The sequence below is a fragment of the Spiroplasma endosymbiont of Glossina fuscipes fuscipes genome, from assembly GCF_049669535.1.
In the GTDB taxonomy this organism is placed as follows: Bacteria; Bacillota_I; Bacilli_A; order Mycoplasmatales; family Mycoplasmataceae; genus Spiroplasma.
Map to the genome: position 1 here is coordinate 1 of NZ_CP187162.1, position 17,618 is coordinate 17,618.

A 17,618-nucleotide genomic window follows, 5' to 3' on the forward strand; every position below is an offset into this window, starting at 1 on the left:
ATGAACACAAAAGAATTATGAAGTGAGGTTAAAGAAATTCTATCCCGCGATGAAACAGTTTCCCCAGAAATTTATAATTATTATATTAGTGATACTAATCTATATACCGTATCTGATAATAATTGCTTAATTACAACAAAATCAGAAATTGCAATTGGAGTTTTTGAAGCAGGATTAAATGATAAAATTAAAAATATCTTAAAAAAATTAACTGGAATTGAATATAACATTTCTTTTGAATTAGAAAAGAATATTAACAAACAAGCATCTGTTATTAATAATATTGATACCTTAAAGGAAAATAATAACAGTACTTATTATGAAAATTATACCTTTGAAAACTTTGTTCGTGGTGATTCTAATCGTGAAGCAATGCAAGCAGCACTAGCTGTTGCGTTAGATTTGGGAAAAAAATGAAACCCTCTATTTATTTATGGTGATTCTGGATTAGGAAAAACGCATTTATTACATGCAATTGAAAATAAAGTAAATGAAATTTATAAAACAAATACTAAGGTTAAATATTTAAAAGCTGATGAATTTGGAAAAATTGCAATAGATATTTTAAATCAAGGTCACGAAATTATAGAAGCTTTTAAAACATCATATGATATTTATGATTGTTTACTAATTGATGACATTCAATTATTAGCAAAACGAAATAAAACAAATGAATTATTTTTTCATATTTTTAACTCATATATTGAAAAAAACAAACAAATTGTTATTACTTCAGATAAATATCCTGATGATCTTGGCGGTTTTGAGGCTAGAATTATTTCTCGTTTTTCATATGGCTTAAGTATTGGTTTAGATTCACCTGATTTTGAAACTGCTCTTAAAATACTAGAACAAAAATTAAAATATCAAAATAACTTAGCATTGTTTTCTGAAGAATCATTAGAATTTATTGCCTTAAATTTTAATAGTGATGTTCGAAAATTAGAAGGGGCAATTAAACGTTTATTATTTTTAGCAGTTATGAATAAAAAACCAGATGAAATTATTACATTAGTTGATGTTGAAAAAGCCTTTAAAAATGCTCCTTTGCAAAATAATGAAAAGATTACCCCGAAAAAAATTAAACAAATTGTTGCTGACAACTATAATATTACTGTTAAAGCAATGATGAGTAAATCTCGAGTTAGCAACGTAATGCAAGCTCGGCAATTAGCAATGTATTTTTGCCGAACATTATTAGATGATCCTTTTACAAGAATTGGAACTGAATTTGGGGGAAAAGACCATACAACAGTAATGAATAGTGTAAAAAAAGTTGAATCTCAAATTGCAACAAATAAAGAATTTAAACATTTAGTAAATACGATTCGTAAGAAAATTGAAGGAAAATAACACAATGTTTTCCACCGCTTTTTTCCCAGAAAAAATTATATTATTCAAAATTTTGTAAAGTTTTCCACATTTCCTACATTATAATAATAAATAAATAAAAAACAATTTTTAACAATAGTATATAATTTAAATATATTATATGTTTAGTAAGGAGTAACAAAATGATTGTAAGCATTAAAAGAAATAAAATATTAGACGAATTATTAAAAGTAAGTCGAATAATTTCTCAAAAAACATTAGTTCCATCATTATTAGGAATTCTAATTGAAGTTAAAAAAGATAAAATTACTTTTATTACTTCTGATGGTGATACATCAATTAAATCAGAAATATTGGTGGGAAATGATTTAGTTATTAAATCAATTGGAAATGCCTTAATAAAGAATAAATTTATTATTGAAGTTATTCGTAAGATTGAGGATGATTTTATTACCTTAGAAGCAGTGGAAGGTAGTTTAATTAAAATTAAAGCAAATAACTTTGACTCAATTTTAAATACTTTAAATGCAATTGATTATCCGCATTTATCGTTTGATACGGAAGGGAAAGAAATAATTTTTACTAGTGTTTTATTAAAAGAAATTATTTCACAAACAAGTTTTGCAATTGGAGAAAAAGAAAAAAGAATTGTTTTTAATGGTTTAAATATTAAAACTGATCAAAATAATAAACAATTAGTGATTACAGCAACTGATTCATTCCGATTGTCATGTAAAAAAATTAGTTATAACAATAGTTATGATTTTGATGTTATTATTCCAGGAAAGTTTATCAATGAAATTGGGCGATTAATTTCAGAAAATGATCAAGAAATTAGAATGAAAATTACAGATAAATCAGTTAGTGTTATTATTAATAATACAATTGTTCAAACAAAAATTATTGAGGGAAAATATCCTGATACAAGTAAAGTTATTTCAGAAACCTTTAATACTTCATTAACAATTAATAACCGTGAATTAATCAAAATTATTGAACGAGCTAGTGTTTTATCAAATGAAGCAATGACAACAATTGTAACATTAAAAATTAAAGAACAAAAAGTTTTAGTCACTTCATTTACGCAAGAAATTGGAAATACTGAAGAGGAAATTAAAGAATTTAAAATTGAAGGTTCAGATCAAACAATTGCTTTTAATTCAAAATATATTTTAGATGCTTTAAAAGCATTTAAAACAAAAGAAATTACTATTAAAATGATTGATGAGACAAAACCATTGATTATTACGGCAAATGAAGATGATTCATTGCAACAATTAGTTTTACCAATTCGATCATATTAAAAATTGAAATAATAAACAATTTAAATGATAGGAAATAAAATTAATAAAAGGTTAAGTTATATTAAAAATAGAAACTTAACCTTTTATTTTTTTATTTTATAAGTTTTTTAAAGGGTAAAATTAGACACTAAAAATAAAAAATATATTTTTAATATATTTTAAAATATATTTGATAATTTAACCCTAAAATTAGGTAATAATGGTAAAATAATATTGAACAGAAATGGAGAAAATTATATGAGCGATAATTATAATTCAGGTTCGATTCAAGTTTTAGAAGGTTTAGAAGCAGTTCGTAAACGTCCTGGAATGTATATTGGAGCTACTAATGTAAGGGGTTTACATCATTTAGTTTGAGAAGTTGTTGATAATTCTATTGATGAAGTATTAGCAAATTTTGCGAATAAAATTACAATTACAATTAATAAAGATGAGTCAATTACAGTTATTGATAATGGGCGGGGAATTCCAATCGAAATCCATCCAAAAACAAAAGTTTCAACCTTAGAAACTGTTTTCACTGTGTTACATGCAGGAGGAAAATTTGATTCAAACACTTATAAAATTTCTGGAGGTCTACATGGAGTAGGAGCTAGTGTTGTTAATGCTTTAAGTAAATACTTAAAAATTGAAGTTAAAAAAAATAATAAACAATATTTAATGGAGTTTCATAATGGCGGTCAAATTTTAACACCAATTAAAGAAGTTGGGACAACCAATGAAACTGGGACAACAGTTACTTTCTTACCGGATGAAAAAATTTTTAAAGAAACAACAATTTTTAGTTTTTCAACAATTCAAAATCGGATTAAACAATTAGCTTTTTTAAACAAAGGGTTAGAAATATCATTAGTTGATTTACGTGAAGAAGATGAAGAAAAATCAGTTGTTTATCAATTTAATAATGGAATTAAAGATTATGTTTTAGAGTTAAATAAAACAATTGGAACACCATTGAATGATGTTTTTTATGTGGAAGGCATTGAAGATAATATTATCGTTGAATTTGGGTTACAATATAATGATAATTATTCTGAAAATATTTTTTCTTTTTGTAATAATATTAATACCCACGAGGGAGGAACACACGAAGAAGGAACAAAGTTAGCAATTGTGCGCGAATTAAATAATTACTTTAAAAATATTAATAAAAATAATAAGGGAAATGAAGATAAATTTACCTGAGATGATGTAAAAGAAGGAATGACAACAATTATTTCAATTCGTCATCCTGATCCACAATATGAAGGACAAACAAAAACAAAGTTAGGGAATAGTGAAGTTAAAAAAATTGTGTCAAATATTGTCGGGAAAGGATTAAATAGTTATTTATTGGAAAATCCAGAAGATGCTAAAAATATTATTGAGAAAATAAACTTGTCTTTAAAAGCACGAATTGCGGCACAACGAGCAAAAGAAACAACTCGCCGAAAAACAGTAATGGATAGTTTTTCTCTACCAGGGAAATTAGCTGATTGTGAAACAAAAGATTCTAATATTGCTGAACTTTATATTGTCGAAGGAGATTCTGCTGGAGGAAGTGCAAAGGCTGGACGAAATCGAAGATTTCAGGCAATTCTACCATTAAGAGGAAAAATATTAAATGTTGAAAAAGCAAAACAATTAAAAGTTTTTGAAAATAATGAAATTAATTCAATTATTACAGCATTAGGGGCTGGTGTTAAAGACAGTTTTAATGAAAAAAAACTACGTTATCAAAAAGTAATTATTATGACTGATGCTGATGTTGATGGTGCTCATATTCGGATTTTACTATTAACATTCTTTTATCGCTATATGAAAGATTTAATTGAAAATGGAAATGTTTATATTGCACAGCCACCATTATATAAAATTCAAAATGGTAATAATATTCGTTATGTTTATACTGATAATGAATTAGAAACTTATAAAGAAGAATTATTAGTAAAAAATATTAAAAATTATATGATTCAACGCTACAAAGGATTAGGGGAAATGAATCCTGAGCAATTATGAGAAACAACAATGAATCCAGAGCGACGATTATTATTAAAAGTCTCGGGCAATAATGCCTTTGAGGCAAATTTAATTTGTAATGAATTAATGGGAGAAAATGTTGAACCACGTAAAAAATTTATTCGTGAAAATGCAAAATATGTTAAAAATTTAGATATATAAGAGGAGGTGAGTAAATTGAACCCAGAGAACGATACATATGATTATAATGGTAAAATCCGTGATATTGATATTGCTGATGAAATGAAAAGTGGCTTTTTAGATTATGCAATGTCAGTTATTGTTTCACGTGCAATTCCTGATGTTCGTGATGGATTAAAACCTGTTCATCGTCGAATTATTTATGCAATGTGAGACTTAAATATGACATATGATAAACAACATAAAAAATCAGCGCGAATTGTTGGGGAAGTAATTGGGAAATATCATCCCCATGGTGATACTGCTGTATATGAAGCAATGGTGCGAATGGCACAAGATTTTTCTTATCGTTATCCTTTAATTGATGGTCATGGTAATTTTGGATCAATGGATGGTGATGCGCCAGCGGCAATGCGATATACTGAAGCAAGAATGAGTAAAATTGCTGGTGAATTAATTAACGATATTGAAAAAGAAACAACAATTTTTATTGATAATTATGATGGTAGTGAACAAGAACCAACTTTTTTACCAGGTTATTTTCCAAATTTACTAGTTAATGGTGCAAGCGGAATTGCTGTTGGAATGGCAACTAATATTCCACCGCATAATTTAAATGAAGTAATTGATGGTGTTATTGCTCTTACCAAAAATATGGATATTACAACAGTTGAATTAATGAAAGTTATTAAGGGACCAGACTTTCCAACAGGAGCTTTAATTACTGCTGGAAATAGTCTAATTAAAGCTTATGAGACAGGGAATGGGACAATTACAATTCGTTCAAAAATTGATATTGAAGAAAATAATAATAAACGTCGAATTATTGTTTCTGAAATTCCATATCAAGTGAATAAAGCAAAATTATTAGAACGAATTGCAGAATTAGTACGCGATAAAATTATTAATGGTATTTCTGATCTTCGTGATGAATCAAATATGGAAGGGGTTCGTGTTGTTTTAGAATTAAAACGTGACGCCCAAGAAAATGTTATTTTAAATAAATTATATAAATTAACGCCATTACAAACTAATTTTTCGTTAAATATTTTAGCTTTGTATAAAAATCAGCCAAAAGTAATGGGGTTAAAGCAAATTTTAAAATATTTTATTGAACACCAAATTGATATTATTGTTAAGCGTAGTCAGTTTGAATTGCATAAAAATCAGAATCGGTTAGTGATTTTAGAAGGATTAAAAATTGCCCTTGATCACATTGACGAAGTAATTACAATAATTAAAAAATCGCAGACAACACAAATTGCTTTAGAAGCTTTAATTGATCAATTTAAGTTAGTTACTGAACAAGCACGAGCAATTTTAGAAATGCGTTTACAACGTTTAACAGGTTTGGAAATTGAAAAAATTAATAATGAAACTAGGGAAATTAAACTTGAAATTATAGCATTAGAAGAAATTATTAATAATAATGAAAAACAAATTGAAATTATGATTAATGAGTTAATTGAAATTAAGAAAAAATACGGTGATGAACGTCGTAGTCAAATTATTAAAGAGGAACTAACTGAAATTGATTCAGAAGAATTAATCCGTCGGGAAGATATTTTAATTATATTAACCCAAGATGGTTATGTTAAACGTGTTGCTGATAATACATTTAAATTACAAAATCGTGGTGGAAAAGGGATTACTGGTTTAGCAAATATGGAAGATAGTTTGAAAAAAATTGTTAGTGCTAATAGTATTGATTTTTTATTGATTTTTTCAAATTTTGGGAAGGTTTATAAACTGCGAGCGTATCAAATTGAAACTTATTCACGACATGCACGAGGATTACCAATTATTAATTTAATTGCAATTGATAAAACTGAAAATATTCAAACAATTCTAGCTTTAGATGAAACAATTTCCGAACAAGATAACTTATTCTTTGTAACAAAAAAAGGATTGATTAAAAAAACAAAATTAAGTGAATTTAATCAAATTCGCCAAACAGGGAAAGTTGCTATTGAATTAAAGGAAAAAGATGAATTAGTAAGTGTTATTATTACAAAAGGAACTGATGATATTATCATTGGAAACAACATTGGGAAAGTAATTCGTTTTAATGAAAAAGAAATTAGGGCCATGAGTCGCCAATCTGTTGGAGTTAAGGGAATTTCTAACGATAAATCAGGTATAACAATTGGGGTAAGTTCTGGCCGATCCGTAAAATATGTGTTATCTGTAACAGAAAATGGTTATGCAAAAAAAACACCAATTGAAGATTACCGGTTGACAGGGAGAAATACAAAAGGCGTTAAGTCAATAAACTTAACAGAAAAAACAGGATATTTAAAATTTGCTCAAACAGTTGTTGGGGATGAAGATCTTTTGGTAGGAACAAAGAATGGAAATGTTATTCGTGTTTCATTAGAACAAATTCCGTTGTTTGGTCGAACAACATCGGGTGTTAAAATTATGCGATTAGATCAAGATGATAAATTAGAAGTTATTGAAATTTTAAAAAAGAAAGATAGTAGTGAATAAGGAGAACAAAACAATGTTGGATCAAAAAAAAGTGGTTGAAAACCTTGACGAAATAATCAAAAAGTTAAGTCGCCGTCAAGATGATTTTTCATATTTACAAGATGTTAAAAAATTATCAGAACAACGTCGTGAACTTATTGTTAAATCAGAGAAATTAAAAGAACAACGAAATCTTGAGTCAAAAAAAGTTGGAGCATTAGTTGCTGAAAAAAAAGATCATGAAGCGGAAAAAAATAAAGAATTAATTGTTACAATGAAAAAAGAAATGGAAATAATTGATGATCAATTAAACCAAGTCGAAGAAAAAATTAAAGCAATCTTGGAAGTTACGCCAAACATTCCGGATGATTCAGTTCCAACTGGTCAAGATGAAAATGATAATCTTGAAATTCGAAAATGAGGGAAAACCACATCAAACCTAAACATAAAAGAACATTGAGAAGTAGCTTCAAAATTAGATATTATTGATTTTGAAAGAGGTACAAAATTATCAGGATCACGTTTTGTTGTTTATAAAGGCATGGGAGCTAAATTAGAACGGGCTTTAATGAATTTTATGTTAGATGAGCACACAAAACGGGGGTATGTTGAAATTGAGCCACCAGTGTTAGTACAACCACAAATTATGTATGGTACAGGAAATTTACCAAAATTTAAGGAAGATACATATTATATTGAAAAAGATAATTTGTATTTAATTCCAACTGCAGAAGTACCGTTAACTAATTTATATCGTGAGGAAATCTTGGCAGGAAAAGATTTACCAATTTATCATACTGCTTATACACCATGTTTTCGACAAGAAGCTGGGTCAGCAGGGCGTGATACAAAAGGGATCATTCGTTTACACCAATTCAGAAAAGTTGAAATGGTTAAGTTTACTAAACCAGAAAGTTCATTTGATGAATTAGAAAAAATGGCCCTAGATGCCGAAAATATTTTACAATTATTAGAAATTCCATATCGAGTAATATTATTATGCTCAGGTGATATGGGGTTTTCTTCGGCAAAAACATATGATATTGAAGTATGAATGCCAGGGCAAAATAAATATCGTGAAATTTCATCATGTTCAAATTGTCTTGACTTTCAGGCACGAAGAATGAAAATGCGTTATCGCGATGATAATAATGAAACAAATTTTGTTCACACTTTAAATGGTTCAGGATTAGCCGTTGATCGTTTAATTGCAGCAATTTTAGAAAATTATCAAAATGAAGATGGAACTATTAATATTCCCCAGAAAATACAAAGTTATTTACAAGGGCAAACAGTTATTGCTTAAAATGTTTCACGTGAAACATTTGACTATTTTAATTAAAACATAGTCAAACAAAAATTATATGTTATAATTATTTATGTCATTACAATAGTTACATTTGAAACTGGTCAGGACCGGAAGGTAGCAGCCATAAGACTAAGGACTATGTGTAATGACATTTTTTATGATAAGGGTGAGTTTATGAAGGGAAGCGAACTAATTTTTAATAAATTATATAAATTATCACAACGAGCATACAAGAAAAAACATGTTCCAATTTCTGCATTAGTTGTTGATCAAAAAGGTAAAATTATTGCAATCGGTTATAATAAAACAACAAAAAACTCAGTTACAACACATGCTGAGATTTATGCTTTAAATAAAGCTTGTCGCAAAAAAAGAACAAATAAAATTAATGATTGTTCAATTTGAGTGACTGTTGAACCATGCATGATGTGTTTAGGAGCAATAATTAATTCAGGAATTAAAGTTATTTATTATTATTTATCAAATGAAAAATTTGGTTTCGTAAAATCAAATCATACTTTTGACTTATCAAAAATGAAAGTTCACCATGTTCGAAAAAATGAAGAAAATATAATGTTTAAAAATTTAATGAAAAAATTCTTTGAGCAATTAAGATAGAATATTTTAAATTAAAAGAGTAAAATAAAACTATAAATAATAATTATGGGGGTAAGGAAATGGAATATATTTCGTTATATCGTAAATATCGACCAAATACTTTTGATAAAATTGTTGGTCAAGTTGAAATTAGAAAAGCTTTGAAAAATGCAATTACTAACAACACTTTTTCACATGCTTATTTATTTTCTGGCCCACGTGGTACAGGGAAAACTTCGATTGCAAAAATATTTGCAAAAGCAATTAATTGTACTAGTTTAGATAATGGTAATCCTTGCAATACTTGTTCAAGTTGTAATGAAATTAATCGTGGTGGAGCAGTTGATGTTTTTGAGATTGATGCGGCTTCAAATAATGGTGTTGATGAAATTAGAGAAATCAGAAATAATGTCCAGTTATTACCAACAATGGCAAAATATAAAGTTTACATTATTGATGAAATTCATATGTTAACTAATTCAGCTTTTAATGCCTTGCTAAAAACATTAGAAGAACCACCTCAACATGTTGTTTTTATTTTGGCAACAACACAGAGTCACAAAATTCCGGCAACAATTATTTCACGTTGTCAACAATATAATTTTCGAAAAATACCAAAAGTTGAATTAGAAAATAACATAATTGAAATCTTACGAAAAGAAGGAATCAATTATGACTTAGTTGCAATCAAAGAAATTGCAATTCTAGCAGATGGGAGCGCACGTGATTCATTAAGTATTTTAGAACAAGTAATTATGTTTTCTGATCGTAATATTACCCTAGAGAGTGTTAATATTATTTTTGCAACAGTTTCAAAAAATGTTAAGTTAAAATTATTAAAAGATATTTTAGAAGATAAAACAGAAGAGGTTTTACTAACTAGTAAAAAAATTTATGAGGCTGGTTCTGATTTTGAAATTTTAACATTAAATTTGTTAGATATTTTAAAAGAAGTTTTTGAATATAAACAAACTGGGAATATTGTTTTTTTAAATTTATTATCAGAAAATCAAGCAAAAGTATTTGCAAATAAAGTAACCTCAGAAGAGTTATTAATGTTACTTGATTTATTTACAGAGGCATCAACCAAAATGCGTAGTAGCAGAACACAAGAAATGTATTTTGAATTAATCTTGTTAAAAGCTTTAGCCATGTTTGAAGGTAATGTTAAAAACTTAGATGATCTGGAATTAAGTGATCTTACTATTGCTACTGGCGTTGAAAAAGTAGTAGATAGTAAGATGGATAATTCAGATATAATTACCAAAAATATAGAAATAATGGAAAATAATTACGATAATAATAAAACCATTAGTGAAACACTTTCAGAGCCACAACAAGTTAAGGAAAAAAATGCTGAAAATGTTGAACATCATTCAGAAAGAAAAATACCAAATTCACAACCGTTATTTCGTAATATTTCATTATTTGATGATGAAGAATCAAACAATGTTTCTTTTACACAACCAGCACCATCAACATCAGGAAAAATAACTGAGGATATTATGACAGAATTTAATGCTAGTAAAGGTTCTCAACAGGAAAATAGTTTTCCAACAGAATTAGAACAAACTCCATATGGGAAAGAGTTAGAAGGCATAACTGATTTGCAGAAGTATCGTGATGATATGAAAAATAAAATTAATATTTATGAACTTACTAACATTAATTACTCAATTAATCAAATTTTTAATATTTTAATTAAAGCTAATAAAGAAGAACGAGAAAAGTTTGAAAGTAAGTTTATGGAATTAATCAATGAAAAAGGAAAAGTTGTTAAATTAGATAAACTAATTAGTTTTTATGATGTTAAATATGCTGCTGCATCAGAACAAGGTTTAATCATTGTAACAAATACGAAACCAGAAGCGAATTGAATTAGTTTTGAAATGTGTGATTGAGAGTTCCGTAATAAAATATTTCAGGCATTTGATTTTGATTTTGTTATCATTGCTTTAAGCGAAAGTGAATGAAATAATGTCCGTGATGATTATGTTAAAATTCGTCAAGCAAATAAATTACCAGAAGCAACTTTAACGGATGTGGAGGAATTTTATCAAAATTTATTGGTTAAACAAATTGATAATTATGATGATCATAAAAATCTCCTTGAGACAGGAAAGCAAATTTTTGATAATATTAAGATAATTGATTAATTTATAGGAGACTTAATTATGACTTACGAAGAATTAGTTATGGAATTAAAAACTACTTTAGGTGTTGGTAAAAAAGTGGCAGAAAGAATTTTTAATAAGTTAATTATTAAGCCAGAATTATTTGACTCGTTAGAGAACGTTTTTAAAGAAATAAAAGATAACTTTCAACAATGTCCAATATGTTTAACATTAATGCAAAATAATATTTGTTTATTTTGTCAAAATGATTTACGAGATCAAACAAAACTTTGTGTTGTTAGTATTTTTTTTGATGTAATAAAAATTGAAGCAACAAAAGTTTTTAATGGTGTTTATCATGTTTTAAATGGCGAAATTAATGTTAAAAATGGTATTGCACCGGATAAATTAACTTTTCCTGTTTTAGAATCTCGAATGAATGATAAAATTATAAAAGAGGTTATTATTGCTGTTGGTGTTACTTTTGAAGGTGAAGTAACAGCACAATATTTAAAAACAGTCTTGCAGCCTTTTAATGTGAAAATATCACGTTTAGCTCGAGGAATTCCAATTGGAGGATCGTTAGATTATGTTGATGAAGTAATTTTAAAACAAGCATTAGAAGGTCGAAAAGATATTTAAGAACGGAGAGTGTGTAATAATGCTATTTATAACATTAGAAGGAATTGATGGTTCTGGAAAGACAACAATTTCAAAATTGCTAAAAGAAAAACTACGTTCAGAAGGATACCAAGTTGTTTTAACAAGAGAACCAGGAGGCAATGAAATTGCTGAACAAATTCGAAATGTTATTTTGAGTAAACATAATTTAGGAATGGATCCGTGGACAGAAGCTTTATTATATATTGCTGCACGAAAACAACATGTTATGGAAGATATTTTGCCAGCGTTGAAAGAAGGGGCGATTGTTATTTGTGATCGTTTTATGGATTCAACATCAGCTTATCAAGGTTATGCTCGTGGTTTAGGAATTCGGACATTAGATGAAGTTCAATCAATTGTTTTAGGAACGACAAAACCAGATTTAACTTTGTTTTTTGATATTGAACCAGCAATGGCAAATGAAAGGATGAAAGTTAGAAATGAAAGTGAAATGAATCGTTTAGACTTGGAACAAGAATCATTTTATGAAAAAGTATATGAAGGGTATCAAGTTTTAATTAGCGAACATTCTGAGCGAATTAAAGTAGTTGATGCTCGTAAGTCAGTTAACGAAGTTTTAGAACAGGTTTATTATTATGTTGATGAAATAATTCAGAAAATAAAGGATAAGAAAAATGAATAATTTATTTTCGCAAAGTGATGCAGAGAAAATGGCATTATTTAAAAATTTAATTTTAAAAAATAATTTATCAAATCAACTTTTAATTTCTTGTAATAATAAAATTAAGTTAGAAACTTTTACAACTGAAATCATTAAGTTTTTATTATGTCAAGAGAAAAAAGATTCTGATTGTCAATGTGAAACTTGTCAACGTATCAATAATAAAACCTATTATGATTTAAAAATTAGTGGCGATTTTGAAACAACAATTAAAAAAGAGACAATTCAAGAAATCATTCAAACTTTTAGTTATTCAGCATTAGAACAAACTGGAATTAAAGTATATGTTATTAATGGTGCAGATTTATTAACATTAGAAGCTGCTAATTCATTATTGAAATTTTTAGAAGAGCCTAGTAAAAATACATATGCTTTTTTATTAACAACAAATAAAACAAAAGTCATTGATACAATCAAATCACGTTGCTTAAATGTTATTTTAGAAAACACAGCTGATGAATTAGATATTGATGACTTTAAAACAAAGTTTATTCAAACTTTCTTTAAAAATTTTGCAAGCACACCAGAAAATAATTTTATTCATATTCGTCAATTAAATGGTTATGATCATTTAGAGTCTCGTCAACTTTTTTTAGAGATTGCTAATATTTTTAAAAAAAAAGAATGAAGTAAATATGAAATTATAGATCAAACTTTAATTAAAAAATTAAATGATAAAAATACTAAATTAATTGAAATTTCTTATACGATTGCTAATTTATTGTTAGAGAATTTAAATAAAGAGTTAGTTTTAGAAAAAGGATTGATTGATTTATATAACGAGGTGTAAAGTGAAAGTTTTAAATGATTTGTTAGATTATGAAGGAATTAAAATTAACCAACGAACAGATATGTTTAACTTTTCATTAGATACTGTTTTATTGGCACGGTTTGCAACTTTAAATGCTAAAACTAAAAAAATTCTTGATATTGGAACTAATAATGCTGCAATTCCATTAATTTTATCAACATTAACTTCAGCAGAAATTACTGGAATTGAGTTACAACAAGAAGCAGTTCAATTAGCAGAAGAAAATGTGGTATTGAATCAAAAGACCACGCAAATTAGAATTGTTCATGATGATATTAACGAATATGTTAAGATATATGCGAATTTTAAATATGATTTGATTTTATGTAATCCACCATTTTTTAAAATTGGTGAATCAAAATTAAATGAAAAAAGTAAATTACTAATTCCAGCACGGCATGAAACAACTTTAACATTAGAAGATATTATTTTAGCTGCAAAGAAATTAATTGCTAACCGGGGCTATTTTACAATAATTCATCGCACAACAAGACTATTTGAAATTACTACTTTGTTAACTAAAAATGGTTTTAACATTAAACGGTTACAATTTATTCATCCGTTTCAAGAAAGTGAAGCTAATAATGTTTTAATTGAAGCACGGTTTCAAGGTGGCGATGGTCTTATTATTGAAAGACCAATTATAGTACATAATAATGATTATCAATATAGTGACACAGTTTTAAAATTATTTCGAAAATAGGTGATTAAAATGGATGACAAACTTTTAAATCGTAATGAAAAATATATTATTGGGGTATCAGGTGGCCCAGATAGTATGTTTTTGCTTGACAACATTTATCATAATCCTGAATTAGATATTAATAATTTTATTGTTTGTTTAATAAATTATCAAAAACGAGAGGATAGTGATTATGATGAACAAATTGTTATTGAATATTGTAAAAAACGAAATATTAAAATTTATGTTAAAAGAGTAACACCAGCAGATTACGATCAGTACCAAACAATTTCTCATAATTTTCAAAATATTGCTCGTGATATTCGTTATGTTTTTTTTTTCCAAATTAGTAAAAAACATCACTGTCAGGGTGTTTTAATTGCTCACAATTTGACTGATCATATTGAAACATACATCTTGCAAAAACAACGCAACGGAATTGTTGAACATTATGGTTTAAATCAAATTAGTTATTATCATTCACACTTATTAGGTTCTGAACTTAAAATAATTCGAATAATGTTGCAAATAACTAGAGAAGAAATTATTGAATATCTTTTTCATAATCAAGTTAACTATGCAATTGATTCAACTAATATTCTAGGAATTTATAATCGTAATATTATTAGAAATGAAATTCAACAAATTAATTTACAAGATATGTTATTAGAAATTAACCAAAAAAATAGTGAAAATGAGCAATTGAAATTAATGGCAAAAAAATATTTAATTGATAATTTTGGGCAAATTAATGTTGCTAGTTTTAATATTATTAATAATATGCAATTGCAAAAGATTATTATTTTTAATTATTTTAAAATGAATAATCTTGTTCAGTTAATTAGCAATAAAAAAAGAAAATTTTTAAATGAAATAATTAAAGAACTAAAAAGTGAAAAACCAAATATTATTATTAAAGTTAATAATGATTATTCTTTAGTTAAATCATATGATAATGTTGAAATTATTAATAATAATGCTTTACAGCCAATAACTGTTAAAATTACAATGATAACAAAGTTTCCTATTAAATGAAAAGAAAAGATAATTTCGCAAGGAACAAACAAAAGTTATGCTTTTAAAATAGGAGTCGATCAATTTCCATTAACAATTACAAATGATGTTCTTTTTTTACAGAAAGTGATTCTTGCAAAAACACCTTTGAATCGATGGTTTATTAAAAATAAGATCCCAATTTTAGCTCGAAAAAGTTATTTTATTTTGGATGCTCAAAATAAACTTGTTTATGTTAATAATTTGATTGATTTAAAAATTAATAAATTTATTAATAATACTTGACCGGAAAAACACAATTTATTTTTTTTTATGATAAAATAGTTTAGAATTAGGTCATTATTTTAAATGACTTAAAAAGATTAGTTTCAGAGTCTTGATGGAGAGGAAATGATTATGAATAAAAAAAGAATGTGGTTTGCTGTTATAAGTTCATTTATTTTTATTGGGTTAATTGTGTTAACAATTCTGTTATGAACACGCTCAGATGTTACAAAAATTAGTGAAGGCAATATGAGAACCATTGGTAATACGCAAAAGTATAATGATAACCAAATTGAGGAAATCACTATTACTGCTGGTGTTGGTCGTAATAGTGTTCAAATGTCAGGTGTTATTAAATATGTTGACAATGGTGTTACAAAAACTGTTCGTTATAGCTCAGAGTGAAATCGTGAAGGATTTAACAATTATTCTTATCCAACAGGTCAAGAGCAAAACACTTGAGATAAAAACTTTGGTAGCAAATTAAAAGGTGGTCTTGTTTCAGTTGACCGTGAATTTGTCCCACCATGACAAGTAATATTAATTCAGTTAATTCCATGGTTACTATTAATAGGAGTTGCTGTCTTTATGGTTATGCGATTATCAAAAATGTCAGGTGGAATGGGTGGCGCAAATCCATTCTCAATGGGGAAAAATAAAGCTCGTCAAATTCAATCAACAGTTAAGTTTTCGGATGTTGCTGGAATTAACGAAGAAAAAACAGAATTAGTTGAGTTAGTTGATTACTTAAAAAATCCACAAAAGTATTCAAGTATGGGAGCACGTGCACCAAAAGGAGTATTAATGGAAGGCCCACCGGGAACGGGTAAAACCTTGTTAGCAAAAGCTGTTGCTGGTGAAGCAGGAGTGCCCTTCTTTTCAATCTCAGGTTCTGAATTTGAAGAAATGTTTGTTGGGGTTGGTGCTTCAAGAATTCGTGAAATGTTTATTGCGGCAAAAAAAGCAGCCCCATGTATTATCTTTATTGATGAAATTGATGCTGTTGGGCGAAAAAGAACTGTTTCAATTGGTAGTGGTGCTAATGAACAAACATTAAACCAATTATTAGTTGAAATGGACGGTTTTGGCACTAATACCGGAGTTATTGTGATGGCAGCAACAAACCGTGTTGATGTTTTAGATTCAGCGTTATTAAGACCTGGTCGTTTTGACCGCCAAATTCAAATTTCATTGCCAGATATTAATGAACGTGAAGCAATTTTAAAATTACATGCTCGTAATAAAGCTGTTTCAACTGAAGTTGATTTTAGACGAATTGCAGAAAGAACACCTGGTTTTTCGGGAGCTCAATTAGAAAACGTCTTAAACGAAGCAGCAATTTTATGTGTTCGTAATAATTTAAAAATTATTACAATTAATATTATTGATGAAGCGATTGATCGTGTTGTTGGGGGACCAGCAAAAGAATCACGTAAATATTCAGTTATGGACAAAGACATTGTCTCATATCATGAAGCTGGACATGCTTTAATTGGATTAAAATTAGAAGCAGCTAGCAAAGTTCAAAAGGTAACAATTATTCCACGTGGACAAGCTGGTGGATATACAATCATGACACCAAAAGAAGAAACAATGTTTCATAGTAAAGAAAACTTATATGCAACAATTACTGGTTACTTGGGTGGGCGTGCGTCAGAAGAAATTATTTTTGGAAAAACCAAAATAACAACTGGAGCACATGATGACTTAGAAAAAGCAACAAATATTGCTCGACATATGGTTACTGAATATGGAATGAGTTCATTAGGATTAGTGCAATTTGAATCACCAAAAGATGAATACACTGGTGCAACAAAACGTTATTCAGAAGATGTTGCTGCTAAAATTGATACGGAAGTTCGTAAAATTTTAGATGACTGTTATGTTACAGCAAAAGCATTAATCTCAGAAAATCGTGAGTTATTAGATTTAATTGCTGAAAGTTTAAAAGTGTTAGAAATAATTACTGCTGAGCAAATTGAATATATTAATAAATATAATAAAGTACCAGATGAAGTAATTCGTGAAAAAGAGCGTGCAGCTAGACATAAAGAAAAAGAAGAAAAAGGTGAAATTTTAGAAGTTAAACCAAAAGAACGAAAAAAAGATCATCCTGAAGAAGAAAATAAAAAAGAATCAGATGATAAAGAGTAGGAATAATCAAAACCTACTCTTTATTTTACTTTTAAAAATAGTTGTACTATAATTGCAGAGTGAACAGAATTATGAAGGAGTTTG

The 17,618-nt window shown here is 27.7% G+C and carries 13 protein-coding genes and 1 other RNA gene; all 14 read left to right on the forward strand.

Annotated elements, in window-relative coordinates; genetic code table 4:
• The 14 genes from dnaA (at nucleotide 1) to ftsH (ending at nucleotide 17,534) form a co-directional block, all read left to right on the forward strand.
• The gene (gene dnaA, locus ACOBWH_RS00005; protein ID WP_424526543.1) at nucleotides 1-1,353 is read left to right on the forward strand and encodes a chromosomal replication initiator protein DnaA; all 1,353 of its coding nucleotides are present in this window, start codon (nucleotides 1-3) and stop codon (nucleotides 1,351-1,353) included.
• A gap of 161 nt (nucleotides 1,354-1,514) precedes the next feature.
• Nucleotides 1,515-2,636, forward strand: a complete 1,122-nt coding sequence (gene dnaN / locus ACOBWH_RS00010; protein ID WP_424526544.1) for a DNA polymerase III subunit beta — start codon at nucleotides 1,515-1,517, stop codon at nucleotides 2,634-2,636.
• A gap of 237 nt (nucleotides 2,637-2,873) precedes the next feature.
• On the forward strand, nucleotides 2,874-4,796 hold the full coding sequence (gyrB, locus tag ACOBWH_RS00015; RefSeq protein ID WP_424526545.1) for a DNA topoisomerase (ATP-hydrolyzing) subunit B: 1,923 nt from the start codon (nucleotides 2,874-2,876) through the stop codon (nucleotides 4,794-4,796).
• A 15-nt stretch (nucleotides 4,797-4,811) separates the two neighbouring features.
• The gene (gyrA, locus tag ACOBWH_RS00020; protein ID WP_424527462.1) at nucleotides 4,812-7,265 is read left to right on the forward strand and encodes a DNA gyrase subunit A; all 2,454 of its coding nucleotides are present in this window, start codon (nucleotides 4,812-4,814) and stop codon (nucleotides 7,263-7,265) included.
• Nucleotides 7,266-7,278: 13 nt separating this feature from the next.
• Nucleotides 7,279-8,550 (forward strand): serine--tRNA ligase, encoded by a 1,272-nt coding sequence (gene serS, locus ACOBWH_RS00025; RefSeq protein WP_424526546.1) that lies wholly within the window; start codon nucleotides 7,279-7,281, stop codon nucleotides 8,548-8,550.
• A 70-nt stretch (nucleotides 8,551-8,620) separates the two neighbouring features.
• Nucleotides 8,621-8,711: signal recognition particle sRNA small type (gene ffs, locus ACOBWH_RS00030), an RNA gene on the forward strand.
• Between the two features lie 16 nt (nucleotides 8,712-8,727).
• Nucleotides 8,728-9,171 (forward strand): deaminase, encoded by a 444-nt coding sequence (locus ACOBWH_RS00035; protein WP_424526547.1) that lies wholly within the window; start codon nucleotides 8,728-8,730, stop codon nucleotides 9,169-9,171.
• Between the two features lie 59 nt (nucleotides 9,172-9,230).
• A complete protein-coding gene (dnaX, locus tag ACOBWH_RS00040) occupies nucleotides 9,231-11,306 on the forward strand; it encodes a DNA polymerase III subunit gamma/tau (protein WP_424526548.1) in 2,076 nt (691 codons plus the stop codon).
• An 18-nt stretch (nucleotides 11,307-11,324) separates the two neighbouring features.
• Nucleotides 11,325-11,906, forward strand: a complete 582-nt coding sequence (gene recR / locus ACOBWH_RS00045; protein ID WP_424526549.1) for a recombination mediator RecR — start codon at nucleotides 11,325-11,327, stop codon at nucleotides 11,904-11,906.
• 19 nt (nucleotides 11,907-11,925) lie between these two features.
• On the forward strand, nucleotides 11,926-12,570 hold the full coding sequence (tmk, locus tag ACOBWH_RS00050; RefSeq protein WP_424526550.1) for a dTMP kinase: 645 nt from the start codon (nucleotides 11,926-11,928) through the stop codon (nucleotides 12,568-12,570).
• Nucleotides 12,563-13,399, forward strand: a complete 837-nt coding sequence (locus ACOBWH_RS00055) for a DNA polymerase III subunit delta' (RefSeq protein ID WP_424526551.1) — start codon at nucleotides 12,563-12,565, stop codon at nucleotides 13,397-13,399. The genes tmk and ACOBWH_RS00055 overlap by 8 nt, the downstream gene beginning before the upstream one ends.
• Before the next feature lies 1 nt (nucleotide 13,400).
• Nucleotides 13,401-14,123, forward strand: a complete 723-nt coding sequence (locus ACOBWH_RS00060; protein ID WP_424526552.1) for a tRNA1(Val) (adenine(37)-N6)-methyltransferase — start codon at nucleotides 13,401-13,403, stop codon at nucleotides 14,121-14,123.
• Between the two features lie 9 nt (nucleotides 14,124-14,132).
• The gene (gene tilS / locus ACOBWH_RS00065) at nucleotides 14,133-15,440 is read left to right on the forward strand and encodes a tRNA lysidine(34) synthetase TilS (RefSeq protein ID WP_424526553.1); all 1,308 of its coding nucleotides are present in this window, start codon (nucleotides 14,133-14,135) and stop codon (nucleotides 15,438-15,440) included.
• A gap of 72 nt (nucleotides 15,441-15,512) precedes the next feature.
• Complete coding sequence (ftsH, locus tag ACOBWH_RS00070; RefSeq protein WP_424526554.1) at nucleotides 15,513-17,534, forward strand: ATP-dependent zinc metalloprotease FtsH; 2,022 nt, start codon at nucleotides 15,513-15,515, stop codon at nucleotides 17,532-17,534.
• The last annotated feature ends 84 nt before the right edge of the window (nucleotides 17,535-17,618 follow it).